The 15,756-nt window shown below is 71.8% G+C and carries 12 protein-coding genes; 8 read left to right on the top strand and 4 right to left on the bottom strand.

Annotated elements, in window-relative coordinates; all coding sequences use genetic code 11:
• Positions 1 to 42: 42 nt before the first annotated feature.
• From QQY66_RS18950 to QQY66_RS18940, 3 genes are read right to left on the bottom strand one after another with little or no spacing between them, the layout of a single operon-like run.
• Positions 43 to 1,353: a coenzyme F420-0:L-glutamate ligase gene (locus QQY66_RS18950; RefSeq protein WP_301981531.1), complete on the bottom strand. Its 1,311-nt coding sequence runs from the start codon at positions 1,351 to 1,353 to the stop codon at positions 43 to 45.
• Entirely contained in the window at positions 1,350 to 2,309 is a 960-nt protein-coding gene (gene cofD / locus QQY66_RS18945; RefSeq protein ID WP_301981530.1) for a 2-phospho-L-lactate transferase, read from the bottom strand. Before cofD ends, QQY66_RS18950 begins: the two co-directional genes overlap by 4 nt.
• Before the next feature lie 42 nt (positions 2,310 to 2,351).
• On the bottom strand, positions 2,352 to 2,843 hold the full coding sequence (locus tag QQY66_RS18940) for a cysteine dioxygenase family protein (protein WP_301981529.1): 492 nt from the start codon (positions 2,841 to 2,843) through the stop codon (positions 2,352 to 2,354).
• 693 nt (positions 2,844 to 3,536) lie between these two features.
• Between QQY66_RS18940 and QQY66_RS18935 the strand changes: the two genes are divergently transcribed.
• The 3 genes from QQY66_RS18935 to QQY66_RS18925 all read left to right on the top strand — a co-directional run bounded on the left by QQY66_RS18935 (position 3,537) and on the right by QQY66_RS18925 (position 9,149).
• Positions 3,537 to 3,800: a WhiB family transcriptional regulator gene (locus QQY66_RS18935; protein WP_003975777.1), complete on the top strand. Its 264-nt coding sequence runs from the start codon at positions 3,537 to 3,539 to the stop codon at positions 3,798 to 3,800.
• Positions 3,801 to 3,981: 181 nt separating this feature from the next.
• Entirely contained in the window at positions 3,982 to 7,665 is a 3,684-nt protein-coding gene (locus QQY66_RS18930; RefSeq protein WP_301981528.1) for a glycosyltransferase, read from the top strand.
• Positions 7,662 to 9,149 (top strand): DUF5719 family protein, encoded by a 1,488-nt coding sequence (locus QQY66_RS18925; RefSeq protein ID WP_301981527.1) that lies wholly within the window; start codon positions 7,662 to 7,664, stop codon positions 9,147 to 9,149. Before QQY66_RS18930 ends, QQY66_RS18925 begins: the two co-directional genes overlap by 4 nt.
• A gap of 23 nt (positions 9,150 to 9,172) precedes the next feature.
• On the opposite strand, the gene QQY66_RS18920 is transcribed toward QQY66_RS18925, so the two are convergent.
• On the bottom strand, positions 9,173 to 9,622 hold the full coding sequence (locus tag QQY66_RS18920) for a metallopeptidase family protein (protein WP_301987390.1): 450 nt from the start codon (positions 9,620 to 9,622) through the stop codon (positions 9,173 to 9,175).
• Positions 9,623 to 9,905: 283 nt separating this feature from the next.
• On the opposite strand from QQY66_RS18920, the gene QQY66_RS18915 reads away from it, so the two are divergent.
• The 5 genes from QQY66_RS18915 (at position 9,906) to QQY66_RS18895 (ending at position 15,675) form a co-directional block, all read left to right on the top strand.
• The gene (locus tag QQY66_RS18915) at positions 9,906 to 10,328 is read left to right on the top strand and encodes a DUF3499 domain-containing protein (RefSeq protein WP_210576335.1); all 423 of its coding nucleotides are present in this window, start codon (positions 9,906 to 9,908) and stop codon (positions 10,326 to 10,328) included.
• A 159-nt stretch (positions 10,329 to 10,487) separates the two neighbouring features.
• A complete protein-coding gene (locus tag QQY66_RS18910; protein WP_301981526.1) occupies positions 10,488 to 12,104 on the top strand; it encodes an L-lactate permease in 1,617 nt (538 codons plus the stop codon).
• A gap of 101 nt (positions 12,105 to 12,205) precedes the next feature.
• The gene (locus tag QQY66_RS18905) at positions 12,206 to 13,570 is read left to right on the top strand and encodes a phosphomannomutase/phosphoglucomutase (RefSeq protein ID WP_301981525.1); all 1,365 of its coding nucleotides are present in this window, start codon (positions 12,206 to 12,208) and stop codon (positions 13,568 to 13,570) included.
• 776 nt (positions 13,571 to 14,346) lie between these two features.
• The gene (locus QQY66_RS18900; protein WP_190149712.1) at positions 14,347 to 14,517 is read left to right on the top strand and encodes a Trm112 family protein; all 171 of its coding nucleotides are present in this window, start codon (positions 14,347 to 14,349) and stop codon (positions 14,515 to 14,517) included.
• 30 nt (positions 14,518 to 14,547) lie between these two features.
• Positions 14,548 to 15,675, top strand: a complete 1,128-nt coding sequence (locus QQY66_RS18895) for an SIS domain-containing protein (protein ID WP_301981524.1) — start codon at positions 14,548 to 14,550, stop codon at positions 15,673 to 15,675.
• Positions 15,676 to 15,756 lie beyond the last annotated feature (81 nt).

Raw genomic sequence — 15,756 nt, 5'->3', positions numbered from 1 at the left:
CTCGACGAAACGCGGCCGCACGAAAGCGGCCGTACGACACCCTCACCGCACCTCGATGAACGCCCCCGCATCCCGCTCCGCCCGAGGCCGCGGTTCCTCCGCCGGATGACCGACCGCCACCGCGCCCATCGGATCCCAGCGCTCCGGCAGCCCGAGCACCTCCCGCACGACATCCCGGCAGAACATCGTCGACGACACCCACGCCGATCCCAGCCGCTCCCCGGCCAGCGCCACCAGGAAGTTCTGCACGCCGGCCCCGGCCGCGACCACGAACATCTCCCGCTCGGCCCCGTCCCGCCGCACGTCCCCGTACGTGTGCGACCCGTCCATCACCAGGCAAGGCACCACCAGATACGGCGCGTTCCGCAGCACGTCCCCCCGCCGCACCCGCTTGGCGATGGACTCCTCGCTCTTCCCGTCCCGCCGCAGATCGGCGATCCACGCGTCCCGCATGGCATCCAGCAACTCGGTCCGGGACTCCGCCGACTCCAGCAGTACGAACCGCCAGGGCGTGGTGTGATGCGGCGCCGGCGCGGTCACCGCCGCGGCGACCGCCCGTCGCACCGCACCGGCGTCCACCGGCTCGTCCGTGAAGGCCCGTACCGTACGCCGCTGAGTCACCGCCTCCCGTACCGCCTCGGACGTGCCCAGCCGGAACATGTCGTCGCGCGCGCCGCGCACCATGGCCCGCGCCCCCTCCCCGTCGTCCGCGGCCACCACGTGCGCCAGCCCGCGCAGGACGGCGACGGGCAGCCCGGCGGCCTTGCCCTTGACCAGGTCTCCGGCGGCGGCCAATTCGTCCGCCGTCGCCACGACGGTCGCGCTGAGCGGATTGCCGTACGCGTCCGTCCCCCCACGCAGATCGTCCAGCACACGCACCCCGGCCGCACCGATCGCGACGTCCGTGAGCCCCGTACGCCAGGGCCGCCCGAAGGTGTCGGTGACGACGACTCCGACGGTGACGCCGAGGGCGTCCCGCAGCCCGTCGCGGATCGCGCGCGCGGACGCGTCCGGGTCCTCGGGCAGCAACAGCACTGTCCCGGAAGGGGTGTTGGAGGCGTCGACCCCGGCGGCGGCCATCACGAGCCCCTGCCGGTTCTCGACGATCCGCAACGGTCCACGCCGGGCCACGACCCGTATGGTCTCGGCGTCGATGGCGGCCTCCCGGTCGTCCGCCGCCGCCACCCGTCCCTCCGCCTTGGACACGATCTTCGAGGTGACGAGCAGTACGTCCCCGTCGGCCAGCCCGGGTTCGGCGGCGGCGATCAGCTTGGCGAGGTCGTCGCCCGCGGCCACCTCGGGAAGACCGGGAACGGCCCAGACCCGGTAGCCGTCGTCAGGTGCCGTGCTCATGCCGCTTGAACCTCCGCCGCCATGGCCAGCGCCTCCCGGGCCATCTGCGTGGCCGCGTCGAGGTCGGTCATCATCAGCGGCACGGCCCGGCAGCGGATGCGCGCCGCCTCGACACGCTCGACGGACGCCGCGTCGACGGTGTCGACCAGCCAGCCGTCCAGCAGGCCCGAGCCGTAGTGCTCGGCGACCGCCGCGGCCGTCGACTCGACGCCGACCGCCGCGAGCACCTTGTCGGCCATGCCCCGCACGGGCGCGTCCCCGACGATGGGGGACAGGCCCACGACCGGCACCCCGGCGTCGGCGATGGCCTCGCGGATGCCGGGCACGGCGAGGATCGTGCCGACCGACACGACCGGGTTGGACGGCGGGAAGAGGATGACGTCCGCCCCGGCGATCGCCTCCAGGACACCCGGCGCCGGCTTCGACTGCTCCGCGCCCACCGGCACGACCGCCTCGGCCGGCACCGACGCCCGCAGCCGTACCCAGTACTCCTGGAAGTGGATGGCCTTGCGCTCGCCGTCGATCTCGACGGCCACATGCGTCTCGACCCGGTCGTCGGTCATAGGGATCAGCCGGACGCCCGGCTTCCAGCGGTCGCACAGCGCCTCGGTCACCGCGCTCAGCGGATACCCGGCCCCGAGCATCTGCGTCCGCACGATGTGCGTGGCGAAGTCCCGGTCACCGAGCCCGAACCACTCGGGCCCGACGCCGTACGCCGCGAGCTCCTCCTTGAGATGGAAGGTCTCGTCGGCCCGGCCCCAGCCCTGTTCCTCGTTGATGCCGCCGCCGAGCGTGTACATCACCGTGTCGAGGTCCGGGCAGACCTTCAGGCCGAAGAGGTGGATGTCGTCCCCGGTGTTGCCGATGACCGTGATGTCCGCGTCCGGCACGGCCTGCATCAGACCGCGCAGGAACCGGGCACCGCCGATGCCGCCTGCCAGAACCACAATGCGCATGGGAATCAGTGTTGCAGGCGGGTACGACAGCGCGGCAGGCGGTTACGAGACCGGAGCGGCCGCTATGCACTGGGCGCTGTGCATCGGCATCTCGGTGAGGCCCGGGAAATAGACGTGCAGGCTGACCGCGGGCTCCAGCGCGTCGTTGACCACTTCGTGGACGTACCCCGGCGCGAACACCCTCTGAGCACCTGCCTCCAACGCGCGCGTGCCGCGCTCCGTGTGCTCGCTCAGCGTGCCGTCGAGGACGGTCAGCACGCCGGAGGACGGGCCGTGGTCGTGCCGCCCGCTGCCCTGGCCGGGCACCCAGGACAGCAGCCACACCTCGTATCCGGGGCCGGTGCGCAGCCGGTGGTACCAGCGGGACGTGGCGTCGTACTGGACGAGGTGCTCCCACTGGGAGCGGTCGGCGGCGATGGAGCGGGCCAGGCCGACGAAGTCGGCGACGGTGGCCGGGTGCTCGCTCGGCGCTCGCAGGAGGTGCGGGACTTCAAGGATGTCGCCGGCGATCTGGAGGTCGCTGTCGCTGTTCATGGGTGCGGTGGTTCCTCGTCGGAAGAGAAGAGCGGAGAGTGGAGCGGCGGAGGCGAGGGGAACAACAGCCGAGTCCGACGGGCGTGGAAGCCGGTCCGATGGACTCAGGGGCAGCCGGAGCGCGCGAGGCTCAACAGCAGGAACAGCAACAACAGCTACAGCGGGCGCGGGCAGCACCGAGGGACCCGGCGGTGCGGGTCGAGGTGAGTGCCAAGTGCGCGAGCATGCTCACAAGGACAGCGGTTGACACCTCGCACTGTCAACTCGGCGCCCGGTATCTGGGACGCGGTTCACCTCATCCGGTTCATCCCCGTGGCGAAAGGTTTGTGCACGGGGCGGCCGGGACACATGGCGCACAACCGGGCGCACAAACCTCGATGCGATCCCGTGATCGGACTGTGATCCGGATCGATTCGAGTGTGTGTCGGAACGGGATCGATGTTCCGGGCGTCCTTCTCCGTACAGGCTCTGCGCGGGGGCGGAGGCACTCCGGGGCCTCATCTGCTTGTCAAGGTTTAGGACGATTTGAACACTTTCCGCTAGGCCTTGGTTCCGCAGAGTGAATAAGGGGCTCAATAGCAGATCTCGGCTTGACTCGCCCGGAGCAGCACACTTGTAATTTCACTCGTGTCGTTCAGCCGGAATCGGTAACGGCTACATCACGGGGACGCGAAAGACTGACGAGGGGCGCACATGACCGAGCTGGTGCAGCAACTGCTGGTCGACGACGCGGACGAGGAGCTCGGCTGGCAGGAGCGCGCGCTGTGCGCCCAGACCGACCCCGAGTCCTTCTTCCCCGAGAAGGGCGGCTCCACCCGCGAGGCCAAGAAGGTCTGTCTCGCCTGCGAGGTCCGCTCCGAGTGCCTCGAGTACGCCCTCGCCAACGACGAGCGGTTCGGCATCTGGGGCGGTCTGTCCGAGCGTGAACGACGTCGGCTGAAGAAGGCCGCCGTCTGACCGGACGGTAAGCATCCCTTTCGTACATATGTGACGAACGGCCCGTTGCAGGTGGGTTATCCACAGGCGGCGGGCCGACGTCATGCCCAGCCGATAGTGTGGTCGCTCGTCCGAGACGTCCCGCTGCCCCCTGTGGGCACAGGTGTCCACCGCAGTCCATCGAACCGGGGCCCGTACCTCGATGTCCGTGCACAGTCATACGGCAGCCCACCAAGACGCCGCTGCCACGCCTGAGTTTCCGCGTCATGTAGTGACAGCGGTGCTCGTCTCCCATGACGGCGCCCGCTGGCTGCCCGACGCGCTCGCCGGGCTGCTCGGCCAGGAGCGCCCCGTTCAGTACGCCATGGCGGCCGACACCGGCAGCGCGGACCACTCCGCCCAACTGCTCACCGACGCCCTCGGCGCCGACCGTGTGCTGCATCTCGCCCGTCGCACCGGTTTCGGCCAGGCCGTCGAGGAGGCGGGCCGCACCGCCCCCGCCCTCACCCCGGACGAGCTGCCCTATCTGAAGCGCCCGAGCGGCTGGGACCCCGTCACACGCACCTGGCGCGACGACACGTACGACATGCCCGAACTCCCTTACGGGGAGCCGGTGCAATGGCTGTGGCTGCTGCACGACGACTGCGCCCCGGAGCCGGACGCCCTGGCCCAGCTGCTGCGCGTCGTGGAGAACGAGCACGAGCTCGGCCGCGACGACATCGCCGTCGTAGGCCCCAAGCTCCGCGGCTGGTACGACCGCCGGCAACTGCTCGAGGTCGGCGTCACCATCGCCAACTCCGGCCGCCGCTGGACCGGCCTGGACCGCCGCGAACAGGACCAGGGCCAGCACGACCACGTCCGGACCGTGCTGTCCGTGTCCACCGCCGGCATGCTCGTGCGGCGCGATGTCTTCGAGCAGCTCGGCGGGTTCGACCGCCGGCTGCCCCTGATGCGCGACGACGTCGACCTGTGCTGGCGCGCCCAGGCCGCCGGTCACCGTGTCCTCATCGCCCCCGAGGCGGTCGTACGACACGCCGAGGCGGCCTCCCGTGAGCGCCGCACCGTCGACTGCGTGGGCCGTACGTCCGCCTCCCCGCACAAGGTCGACAAGGCCGGCGCCGTCTACACGCTGCTGGTCAACACGCGGACGGCCGTGCTGCCCTGGGTCCTGGTGCGGCTGGTGCTCGGCACCCTGCTGCGGACCGTCGCCTATCTCGTGGGCAAGGTCCCCGGGCAGGCCCTCGACGAGATCCGGGGTCTGCTGTCGGTGCTGCTGCGGCCCGAGCGGATCATCGCCGGACGACGCAGGCGCGGCAGCCCGCAGATCGAGAAGGACGAGCTGCGAGCGCTGTTCCCGCCACCCGGCGCGACCGTGCGGGCCACCGTCGAGCAGGCCGCGGGCAGCCTCTTGCGCGACTCCGACCCCGAGACCGCCGCCGGTGCCGGGCGGCACGGGGGCGCGGTCGAGTCCGGGCCCGGCGGGGACGACGCGGACTTCCTGGAGATAGAGCAGTTCGCGCGCCTGAAGCGCATCGCCCGCAACCCCGGCCCGATGCTCTTCCTGGTGCTGCTGTTCGTCTCGCTCATCGCCTGCCGCCAACTGCTCGGCGGCGGCGCGCTCGCGGGCGGCGCGCTGCTGCCCGCCCCGGCCGAAGCGAGCGAGCTGTGGTCGCGGTACCTGGACTCCTGGCACGGGGTGGGCGCCGGCGGTACCCCGTCCGCGCCGCCGTATCTCGCGCTCGTCGCCCTGCTGGCCTCCGCGCTGTTCGGCTCCACCGGGCTCGCGGTCACGGTTCTGCTGGTCTGCTCGGTGCCGCTGGCCGGTCTCACCGCGTACTTCGCCTCCCGCCCGCTCCTCGAGTCGCGGCTGCTGCGCGCGTGGGCGGCCGTCGTCTACGCCTTCCTGCCCGCCGCCACCGGCGCGCTCGCCGGCGGCCGCATCGGCACGGCCGTCCTCGCGATCCTGCTGCCGCTCCTCGCGCGCGCGGGCATCTCGGCCAGCGGCCTGGCGAACGCCTCGGGGGCGCACGGCAGTTGGCGCGCCACCTGGGCGTACGCCCTGCTGCTGACCGTCACCACCGCGTTCACGCCGATCGTGTGGCCCATCGCGCTGGTCCTCGGCATCGGCGTGCTGGCCGTGCGCCGCGCCGACATCACCGCCCACAGCCTGCGCTTCCTGGCCCAGCTCGGCACCCCCCTGCTGGTGCTCGCGCCCTGGTCGCTGACCCTGCTCCCGTCCGGCTTCTTCGAGGAAGCCGGTCTGGAGTACGGCGCCTCGGCCGCCTCCGCCACCGACCTGCTCGGCGCCAGCCCCGGCGGGCCCGGCACGGTGAACGGGCTGATGCTCATCGGCATCGTGCTGGCCGCACTGGCTGCCCTGATGCGCTCCCACCGTCAGTTCGGAATCTGGACGGCCTGGACCGTGGCTCTGGTGGGCCTCGTCTTCGCGGTCCTGTCCAACAGCTCCACCTGGGCCGGCCCCGCCACCCTCGTCTACGGCATCGCCCTCCTCGCCGCCGCCGCGCTCGGCGCCGACGGGGCACGCGCGCGTGTCGCCGAGCAGAGCTTCGGCTGGCGTCAGCCGGTGGCCGCGCTGATCGCCTTCGCCTCGGCCGCGGGCCCGCTGCTCGTCGCCGCCGGATGGATGATCAGCGGCGCCGACGGGCCGTTGGAGCGGCGCGACCCGGTGCAGGTGCCCGCGTTCGTCGCCGAGGAGAGCAACACCCGCGACCAGGCCCGCACCCTCGTCCTCGACAGCGACTCCGCGGCCCACGTCGGCTACATGCTCGTCCGCGGTTCCGGCGCACGCATGGGTGACGGCGAACTGGCCGCGGCGGACGGCGAGAACGCCACGCTGGACAAGGTCGTCGCCAACCTCGTCGCCGGCTCCGGCGCCGATCAGTCCGACCAGCTCGGCAAGTTCGCCGTGCGCTATGTCCTCGTCCACAAGGGCGCGCCGCGCGAGATGACCCGCGTGCTGGATGCCACGCCCGGGCTGTCCCGGCTGAGCCAGCAGGACGGCGGGGCGCTGTGGCGGGTCGATCAGCAGGTCTCGCGGGCGGCGATAGTCTCCGAGTCGGGCTCCGGGGGCGCGCAGTCCGTCGCCGCCGGGCCCGTGGAGATCCACACCACGATTCCGGCAGGCGCCGAGGGAAGGATCCTGCGGCTCGCCGACACCGCCGACGAGGGCTGGACGGCCACCCTGGACGGCAAGCCGCTGACGCGCAAGACGGTCGACGGATGGGCCCAGGGCTTCGAACTCCCGGCCTCCGGCGGGCAACTGGACGTCACCTTCGACGCGCCGCTCACCCACACCGCCTGGCTGTGGGCCCAGGGCTTCCTCGCCGTCGTCCTCGTCGTCATGGCCCTGCCCGGCCGTCGCCGGGACGTCGACGACGACCTCCCGGAGGAGGCTGCGGTCGTCCCGGCCGAGGCTGTACCGGGCGAGGGCCGCCGCGCCCGCCGCCTGCGCGCCCAGGCGGAGGCCGAAGAGACGGACCGGGCCGAGGAGTTCCCGCCTCCTCCGCCGCAGGAGCCCCCGGCAGCGATTCCGCAGCAGCAGTCGTACGGCGAGTGGGACGCGAACTACGCGGGCGCCCAGTACGGCGGCTATGACGGCGAGCAGTACCAGGGCGCCACCCAGCAGCAGTACCCGGACGGGTCGTACGGCCAGCAGTACCCGGCGGACCCGTACCAGGGCGGGCAGTACGACCCTTATGCGTACGGCGGTTCGGGCCAGCCGGGGTCCTACGACCAGCAGACGTACGGGCAGACCGCGTACGAGCAGGGCCAGGACGGGACCTATCACCAGGGCTACGACGCGACGTACGACCCGGCGCAGCCGTACCCGAACGGCAGTGAGCGCCCCGACGGGAGTCAGCAGTGAACCGCACCACCCTGTCCCTGATCGCCGGCGCCACCGCCCTCGCCGCCGTCACCGGATTCGCCGCGCTGACCGCGCCGGAGGCGACCGGCACGGACACCGCGAAGGCGGCGGCCGAACTGCCCGTGGAGCGCACGAGTCTGCTGTGCCCGGCGCCGAGCACATCGGATCTCGCCGAGACGTCGTACACGTCCTTCACACCCGTCACGAAGGGCACGGACGGCGAGGGTTCGGCCGAGCTGCGGTCCGCGGGGGAGGAGCAGGCCGGGGGCGAGGCGAAGGGCAAGAAGGCCGACAAGCCCGTCCTGGAGCCGAAGGAACCCGGGACGCCGGTCACCGGGGATGTCTCCGGCGCCGACTCGCCCGCGCTGGTGGGCACGGCCGAGGGAAAGTTCGCGCCCGGGTGGACCGTTCAGGAGACCACCCAGGTCGACGCGGGCACGGGGCGGGGGCTGCAGGGAGTCAACTGTTCCGCGCCGGACACGGACTTCTGGTTCCCCGGAGCCAGCACCGCGGCGGACCGTACCGACTATGTGCATCTGACGAACCCCGACGACTCCGCCGCGGTCGTCGACATCGAGCTGTACGGCAAGGACGGGGCGCTGGAGTCGACGGCGGGTGAGGGCATCACAGTCCAGCCGCACTCCAGTGAGCCGGTGCTGCTGTCGACGCTCACCGCGGACAAGCAGACCGACGTGACCGTGCATGTGAACGTCCGCAGCGGGCGGGTGGGTGCGGCGGTGCAGGCGCTGGACGAGAAGCTCGGCGGTGACTGGCTGTCCGCGACCACTGATCCGGCGAGCAGCCTGGTCCTGCCCGGCATCCCGAAGGACGCCACGGAGGTGCGGCTGATCGCCTTCACGCCCGGTGGCGCGGACGCCGACCTCAAGGTGCGGCTGGCTTCTCCGTCCGGGCTGATCACACCGGCAGGGAACGAGACGCTGCACGTGAAGGCGGGCATGACCACAGCGGTAGACCTGGGCGACGTCACGCGCGGGGAGGCGGGCTCCCTGGTGCTGACGCCGACGGATCAGTCCGTGCCGGTCGTGGCCGCCGTGCGGGTCGTACGGGGCAAGGGCGCCAAGCAGGAGACGGCGTTCATCCCGGCGACGAAGCCGGTCGGCGCGCGCGCGACGGTGGCCGACAACACGGAGAAGGGCTCCACACTGGCCCTGACCGCGCCCACCGGCACCGCGAAGGTCAAGGTCACCGCGTCGGCGGGCAGTGACGGGGGTACGGCGGTGTCGAAGACGTACACGATCAAGTCCGGCACGACACAGGACGTCGAGGCGCCGGTGCCGACCGGTGTGAAGGGGGCGTACGCCCTGACCGTGGAGACGGTCTCAGGAGCGCCGGTGTACGCGTCCCGGACCCTGGCGAGGACGGCGAACGGCGTCCCCGCCTTCACGGTCCAGACCCTGCCCGACGACCGGGGCAGGGTGTCGGTGCCGGAGGCGGACGAGGACCTGGCGGTGCTGCAGAAGTAGGGGCCCGGAGGCCTCGCTCCGGTTCAGTCCTCGCCGTACCGCGGATCGACCGTCTCCGGGGTCAGCCCGAGCAGTTCGGCGACTTGTTCGACGACGATCTCGTGGACCAGCGCGGCCCGCTCGTCGCGCCCCTTCGTGCGGATCTCCACCGGTCGCCGGTAGATGACCACCCGCGCGTGCCGCCCGTCGCGCGCGGGGATCGTGCCGCCGAGCGGGACCGCCTCGTCGTTCCAGGCCCGCCCGGGGCCGTCGAGGCGCGGTACATCGAGCACCAGGAAATCGATGTCGGCGAGCTGCGGCCACCGTCGTTCGAGGCGCTCCACGGAGTCCTGCACCAGGTCGGCGAACGCCTCGGCACGGCTCGCCGACAGCGGCACCTGCGGTGGCGCGATCGGGCCGCGCATGCCCCGGCCGTGGCGATCACGACGGCGGGGGCCGGAGCCGGCGGCAGGGGGCGGTACGGGGTTGTCCATCACTGGTGAAGCGTAGTCCCCGCCCGAGCCGGGTGCTCCGCCTCCACGCGGCGCCCGGCCACCCGTACGGCATGCCGGAAGATGACCATTCCAGCCAACGTTGGGCTCGATTCCGTATCTCTCCGAGACCGGCGATCTCAAGGCAATTGATGGTGTTTGTACCGAAGGGTGACCGGAGGCGGGTTCGTGCCGCTGACCAGAAAGCGGTGTCTATGCAGGTCAGAAGGGTGCGTTCAGAGGGGCGTGTGGGGCGTTTCACAACACGACACGGTGGAGTGACGTGGTGGAGAGTCGTCGCGGCCCGCTCAAGAGTGCGGTACCGTCCAACGTCGTGAGCCCTGTACGTCGCTGTTCGCGAACCGCTTGCGGCCGACCCGCCGTTGCGACGCTGACGTACGTCTACGCCGACTCGACCGCGGTCCTCGGCCCGCTCGCCACCTACGCCGAACCCCACTGTTACGACCTGTGCGCCGAGCACTCCGAGCGCCTCACCGCACCCCGCGGCTGGGAGGTCGTACGACTGCTGGACGGCTCGGCTCCGGCGCGACCCAGCGGCGACGATCTGGAAGCGCTTGCCAACGCCGTGCGCGAGGCGGCCCGTCCGCAGGAGCGTGCCGCGCAGGCCGGTGGTGGTGGCCGCGGGGCCGACCCGATGGAGGTCGCCCGGCGGGGGCACCTGCGGGTGCTGCGTTCTCCCGACAGCTGACGCCGACCGGATTCGGCCGTTTCTCTGTGCGTGTCCCGTGTGCGGTTCCTGTGCGTTTCGCTGAGTGACGCACGCCCATTGACGCGAAGTTGTTGCGGACACGACCATTCCGGAAGCCCTGAGAAATCGCTTTCGCATGGCGGAATCCGGGAGGCGCCCGTGTATGTCCAGGAACTGGAACCCGTCGCCGACTCGCTCGGTCTGTCCGCCCTCGTGGCGGCCCTGCCCCTTGTGATCGTCCTCGTCCTGCTCGGCGGCGTCCGCATGAAGGCACATCTGGCAGGCCTCACGGGCCTCGTGGCGGCCGCCCTGGTGGCCTGGCTCGCGTACGGCATGCCGCTGGACCAGACGGTCTCCAGCGCCGTCCAGGGCGCCGTGTTCGGGCTCTTCCCGATTCTGTGGATCGTCGTCAACGCCCTGTGGGTGTACCGGATGACCGTCCGCACCCGCCATTTCGACATCCTGCGGCGGTCGTTCGGGCGGCTCTCCGACGACCCGCGCATCCAGGCGCTGGTTGTGGCCTTCTGCTTCGGTGCCCTGCTGGAGGCACTCGCCGGGTTCGGTGCGCCCGTCGCCATCTGCTCGGTCATGCTCGTCGCGCTCGGCTTCGAGCCGGTGCGCGCGGCCGTCGTCGCACTGGTCGCCAACACCGCGCCCGTGGCCTTCGGCGCGATGGGCACGCCGGTCGTGACACTCGCTCAAGTCACCGGCCTGCCGCTGGACTCGGTGGCTTCCGTGGTGGGGCGTCAGACACCGCTGCTGGCGCTCGTCGTGCCGCTCGTGCTGGTGTTCCTGGTGGACGGACGGCGCGGACTGCGGCAGACCTGGATGCCCGCCCTGGTGTGCGGAATCGCCTTCGCCGTCGGCCAGTTCGTCGCCTCCAACTACGTCTCCGCACAACTCGCCGACATCGGCGCCGCCTTGCTCGGCGCGGGCGCCCTGGTCGCCGTACCGCACGCGCGCGTGCCCGCCGCCGAGTCCGTACGCACCTCCGTACTGACCGGGGTGCGCAGCGAGGACCTGGACGTGGAGGACCCGCGGCCCGAAGTCGTCCGCGCCTACGCCCCGTACGCGCTGATCGTCGCCATCTTCTCCGTCGCCCAGATCCCGGTGGTCAAGGACTGGCTGGACGAGGTGACACAGACGTACGACTGGCCCTTCCTGGACGTCGCGGGCCCGGACGGCGAGCCGGTAGGCGGCAACGTCTTCACCTGGCCGATCGTCTCCACCGGCGGGACGCTCGTGCTCCTGGCCGGTGTGTGCAGTGCGGTCGTTCTCGGGGTGCACGCGCGCGTGGCGGTCAAGGAGTGGGTGGCCACCGTGCACGAACTGCGGTTCGCGATCCTGACCGTGACGTCCGTGCTGGCCCTGGCCTACGTCATGAACCTCTCCGGACAGGCCGCCACCATCGGCCACTTCGTCGCGGCGGCCGGGGCCGGGCTCGCCTTCCTGTCGCCGGTGCTCGGCTGGTTCGGCGTCGCCGTCTCCGGCTCGGACACCTCGGCCAACGCGCTCTTCGGTGCCCTCCAGGTGACCGCGGCCCGGGAGTCGGGGCTGTCGCCAGAGCTGCTGGCCGCCGCCAACAGTTCGGGCGGTGTCCTCGGCAAGATGATCTCGCCGCAGAACCTCACCATCGCCTGTGCGGCCGTCGGACTCGCGGGCCGCGAAGGGGACATACTGCGCAAGGTGCTGCCCTGGAGTGTGGGGCTGCTGATGGTGATGTGCCTGATCGTGGTCGGCCAGAGTTCACCGGTGCTGGATTGGATGCTCCCCTGACCTCAGGTTACGGCTGGGAGTCCACCTGGCCTCCGCACAGCGCATTGTCAGCGGGTACGGGTAGCTTGTGGTGACCGATAGGACTTTCAGGAGGGTTGGCCGTGTCTGCTGATCTGTCGCAGCTCGTGAAGGCGTACGACGTGCGCGGGGTGGTCCCGGACCAATGGGACGAATCGCTGGCCGAGCTGTTCGGGGCCGCCTTCGTCCAGGTGACCGGGGCGAGCGCGATCGTGACCGGGCACGACATGCGGCCCTCGTCGCCGGGGCTGTCGGGCGCCTTCGCGCGCGGGGCGGCGGCGCGCGGTGCCGACGTGACCGAGATCGGCCTGTGCTCGACCGACCAGCTGTACTACGCGTCCGGCGCGTTCGACCTGCCGGGCGCCATGTTCACGGCCTCGCACAACCCGGCTCAGTACAACGGCATCAAGATGTGCCGGGCGGGCGCGGCCCCCGTCGGCCAGGACACCGGCCTCGCCGAGATCCGCGCACTGGTCGAGGGCTGGATGGACTCCGGCGCCCCGGAACCGGCGGCCACGACGGGAACGATCACGCAGCGGGACACGTTGGAGGACTACGCGGCACACCTCCGCTCCCTCGTCGACCTGACCTCCATCCGCCCGCTGAAGGTCGTCGTCGACGCGGGCAACGGCATGGGCGGCCACACCGTGCCCACCGTCTTCGCCGGCCTGCCCCTGACCCTGGTGCCGATGTACTTCGAGCTGGACGGCACCTTCCCCAACCACGAGGCGAACCCGCTGGACCCGGCGAACATCGTCGACCTCCAGAAGCGAGTCCGTGACGAGTCCGCCGACCTCGGCATCGCCTTCGACGGCGACGCCGACCGCTGCTTCGTCGTCGACGAGCACGGCGACCCGGTCTCCCCGTCCGCCATCACCGCCCTCGTCGCCTCCCGCGAGCTGGCCAAGCACGGCGGCAAGGGCACGATCATCCACAACCTGATCACCTCCTGGTCGGTCCCGGAGGTCGTCAAGGAGAACGGCGGCACGCCGGTCCGCACCCGCGTGGGCCACTCCTTCATCAAGGCCGAGATGGCCAAGTCCGGCGCGATCTTCGGCGGCGAGCACTCCGCGCACTACTACTTCGCCGACTTCTGGAACGCCGACACGGGCATGCTCGCCGCCCTCCACGTCCTCGCCGCCCTCGGCGGCCAGGACGGCACCCTCTCCGCCCTCGTCGCCCAGTACGACCGCTACGTCGGCTCCGGCGAGATCAACTCCACAGTCGACGACCAAACCGCCCGCCTCACCGCGATCCGCTCCGCCTACGAGGGCCGCGAAGGCGTAACCCTCGACGACCTCGACGGCCTCACGGTCACCGCCGCCGACTGGTGGTTCAACGTCCGCCCCTCCAACACGGAGCCACTGCTACGGCTGAACGCAGAGGCCCGCGACGAGGCGACGATGACGAAGGTCCGGGACGAGGCGTTGGGGATCATCAGGGGCTGAGGGCTGAGGGCTGAGGGCTGAGGGCTGAGGGCTGAGGGCTGAGGGCTGAGGGCTGAGGGCTGAGGGACGGCTCTCGGCGCGGGACGGCGCCATTTCAACCCGCCCGGCGTCAGAGGCCGGGTGACGCCATCCCGAGCCCCACCCACCCACTGGGACAGCTCGCTTCTCGCACGCCGGTCGGCACCACTCAGCCCGTCCGGCGTACGAGGCCGAGAGCGTCTCAGCGACGCCCATCCCGTCGGCGTATGAGACCGAGACTGTCTCAGCGACGCCCATCCCGTCGGTGTATGAGGCCGAGACTGTCTCAGCGACGCCCATTCCGTCGGCGTGCGAGGACGAGTCCATGGCAGCCACCCCCATCCCGTCGGTGTATGAGGCCGAGACCGTCTCAGCGACGCCCATTCCGTCGGCGTGCGAGGACGAGACCGTGCCAGCCACCCCCAGCTCGTCCGGCGTTTGAGGACGAGGCCGAAGGCCGATGGGGTCCAGGGGCGAAGCCCCGGTGGGGGTCCGGGGGCGAAGCCCCGGTGGGGTGCAGGGGCGGAGCCCCGCGGGGGTCCAGGGGGCGCAGCCCCCTGGCGGGGTCGAAGGGGCGGAGCCCCTTCAGGATGGGACGGGTAGGGGCGGCGGGGGCGAAACCCGACAACGGTCACCCCAACGCCGCTCACCCCGAACCCCACCCCGCCCAACCCCCACACCCCACCCCCTCCAGCGGTACCCTGACCAGGCACATCCGCACACAGCCGTAGCACACCCCGCCCCCGAAGGGACCCCCCATGCCGCTCGAAGCCGGCCTCCTGGAGATCCTCGCCTGCCCGGCCTGCCACGCCCCCCTCAAGGAGCAGGACACGGAGCTGATCTGCACCGGCCAGGACTGCGGCCTGGCATACCCCGTCCGCGACGGCATCCCCGTCCTCCTCGTCGACGAGGCCCGCCACCCCGCGTAACGACGACCTGGCGATCGGAGGCTGCCGCCCATGCTCGACGAATCGCTGCTCGACGCCCCCGAGGCGCTCTCGCAGGCCGACCGACGCGGCCTGCTCCGCGGCGCCGCAGAGGCCGGCGCCCGCGTCCGCACAGCGGCCCGGCACGCCGCCGAGTCCGGCGTCCACGACCTCAAGCCGGACGGCCGCCCCCGCGCCGTCCTCATCGCGGGCCCCGGCGCCGCCGCCATCTGCGTAGCCGACCTCCTCGGCACGCTCGCAGGCGCAGGCAGCCCAGTAACCCGCCTGGCCCCTTCCGGCGTCGCCCCCGCCGCAGGCGCCCTGCGCTGGGAACTCCCCGGCTGGGCCGGCTCGGTGGACCTGCTGCTCATCGCCACCCCGGACGGCACCGAACCCGGCCTCTCCCTCCTCGCCGACCAGGCCTACCGCCGCGGCTGCACGGTCGCCGCCGTAGCCCCGCCCCGCACCCCGCTCGCCGAGGCGGTGGACGGCGCCCACGGCCTCTTCGTACCGCTCGCGACGGCCCCGTACGAGCAGGACGAATCCCTCGCCGCGTCCGCGCCCGGCGTCCTGTGGGCGCTGCTGACCCCGCTGCTCGCCCTCCTCGACCGCACCGGCCTGCTCGCCGCTCCACCCGACGCCATCGATAAGGTCGCCGACCGCCTCGACCACATCGCCGAGCGCTGCGGGCCGGCCATCGCGACGTACAGCAACCCCGCCAAGACCCTCGCGGCCGAACTCGCCGACGCCCTCCCGCTGATCTGGACGGAGGGCACCTCGGCAGGACCGGCGGGCCGCAGGTTCGCCGCGGCCCTCGCCGAACTCTCCGGCACGCCCGCCGTCGTGGCCGAACTCCCCGAGGCGCTCGCCGCGCACAGCGCCCTGCTCGCAGGCCCGCTCGCCGCCAGCGCCGACCCCGAGGACTTCTTCCGCGACCGCGTCGAGGAGCCACCCGCGATGCACGCGCGCGTGGTACTGCTCCGTGACAGTCCGATCGGGGGCCTCACCGCCGCCCCCGCAGCCCGTGACCTGGCCCTCAGCCACGACACGCCGATCAGCGAACTGGAGCCGGAGCCCGGTGGCGAACTGGAGACCCTCGCCGAACTGATCGCCATCACCGATTTCGCCGCCGTTTACCTGGCGCTCGCTTCGAGGGCCTGATCTGACCCAGGACGCCCTGACCGCCGTACACGGGACAAGACGAAAGCCGTACGCACGGCGAACCAGAGTCGAACGCGTCGT

Origin of the sequence: Streptomyces sp. DG2A-72 (assembly GCF_030499575.1) — a bacterium.
GTDB lineage: Bacteria > Actinomycetota > Actinomycetes > Streptomycetales > Streptomycetaceae > Streptomyces.
This window is presented reverse-complemented; position numbering and strand designations above follow the sequence as displayed.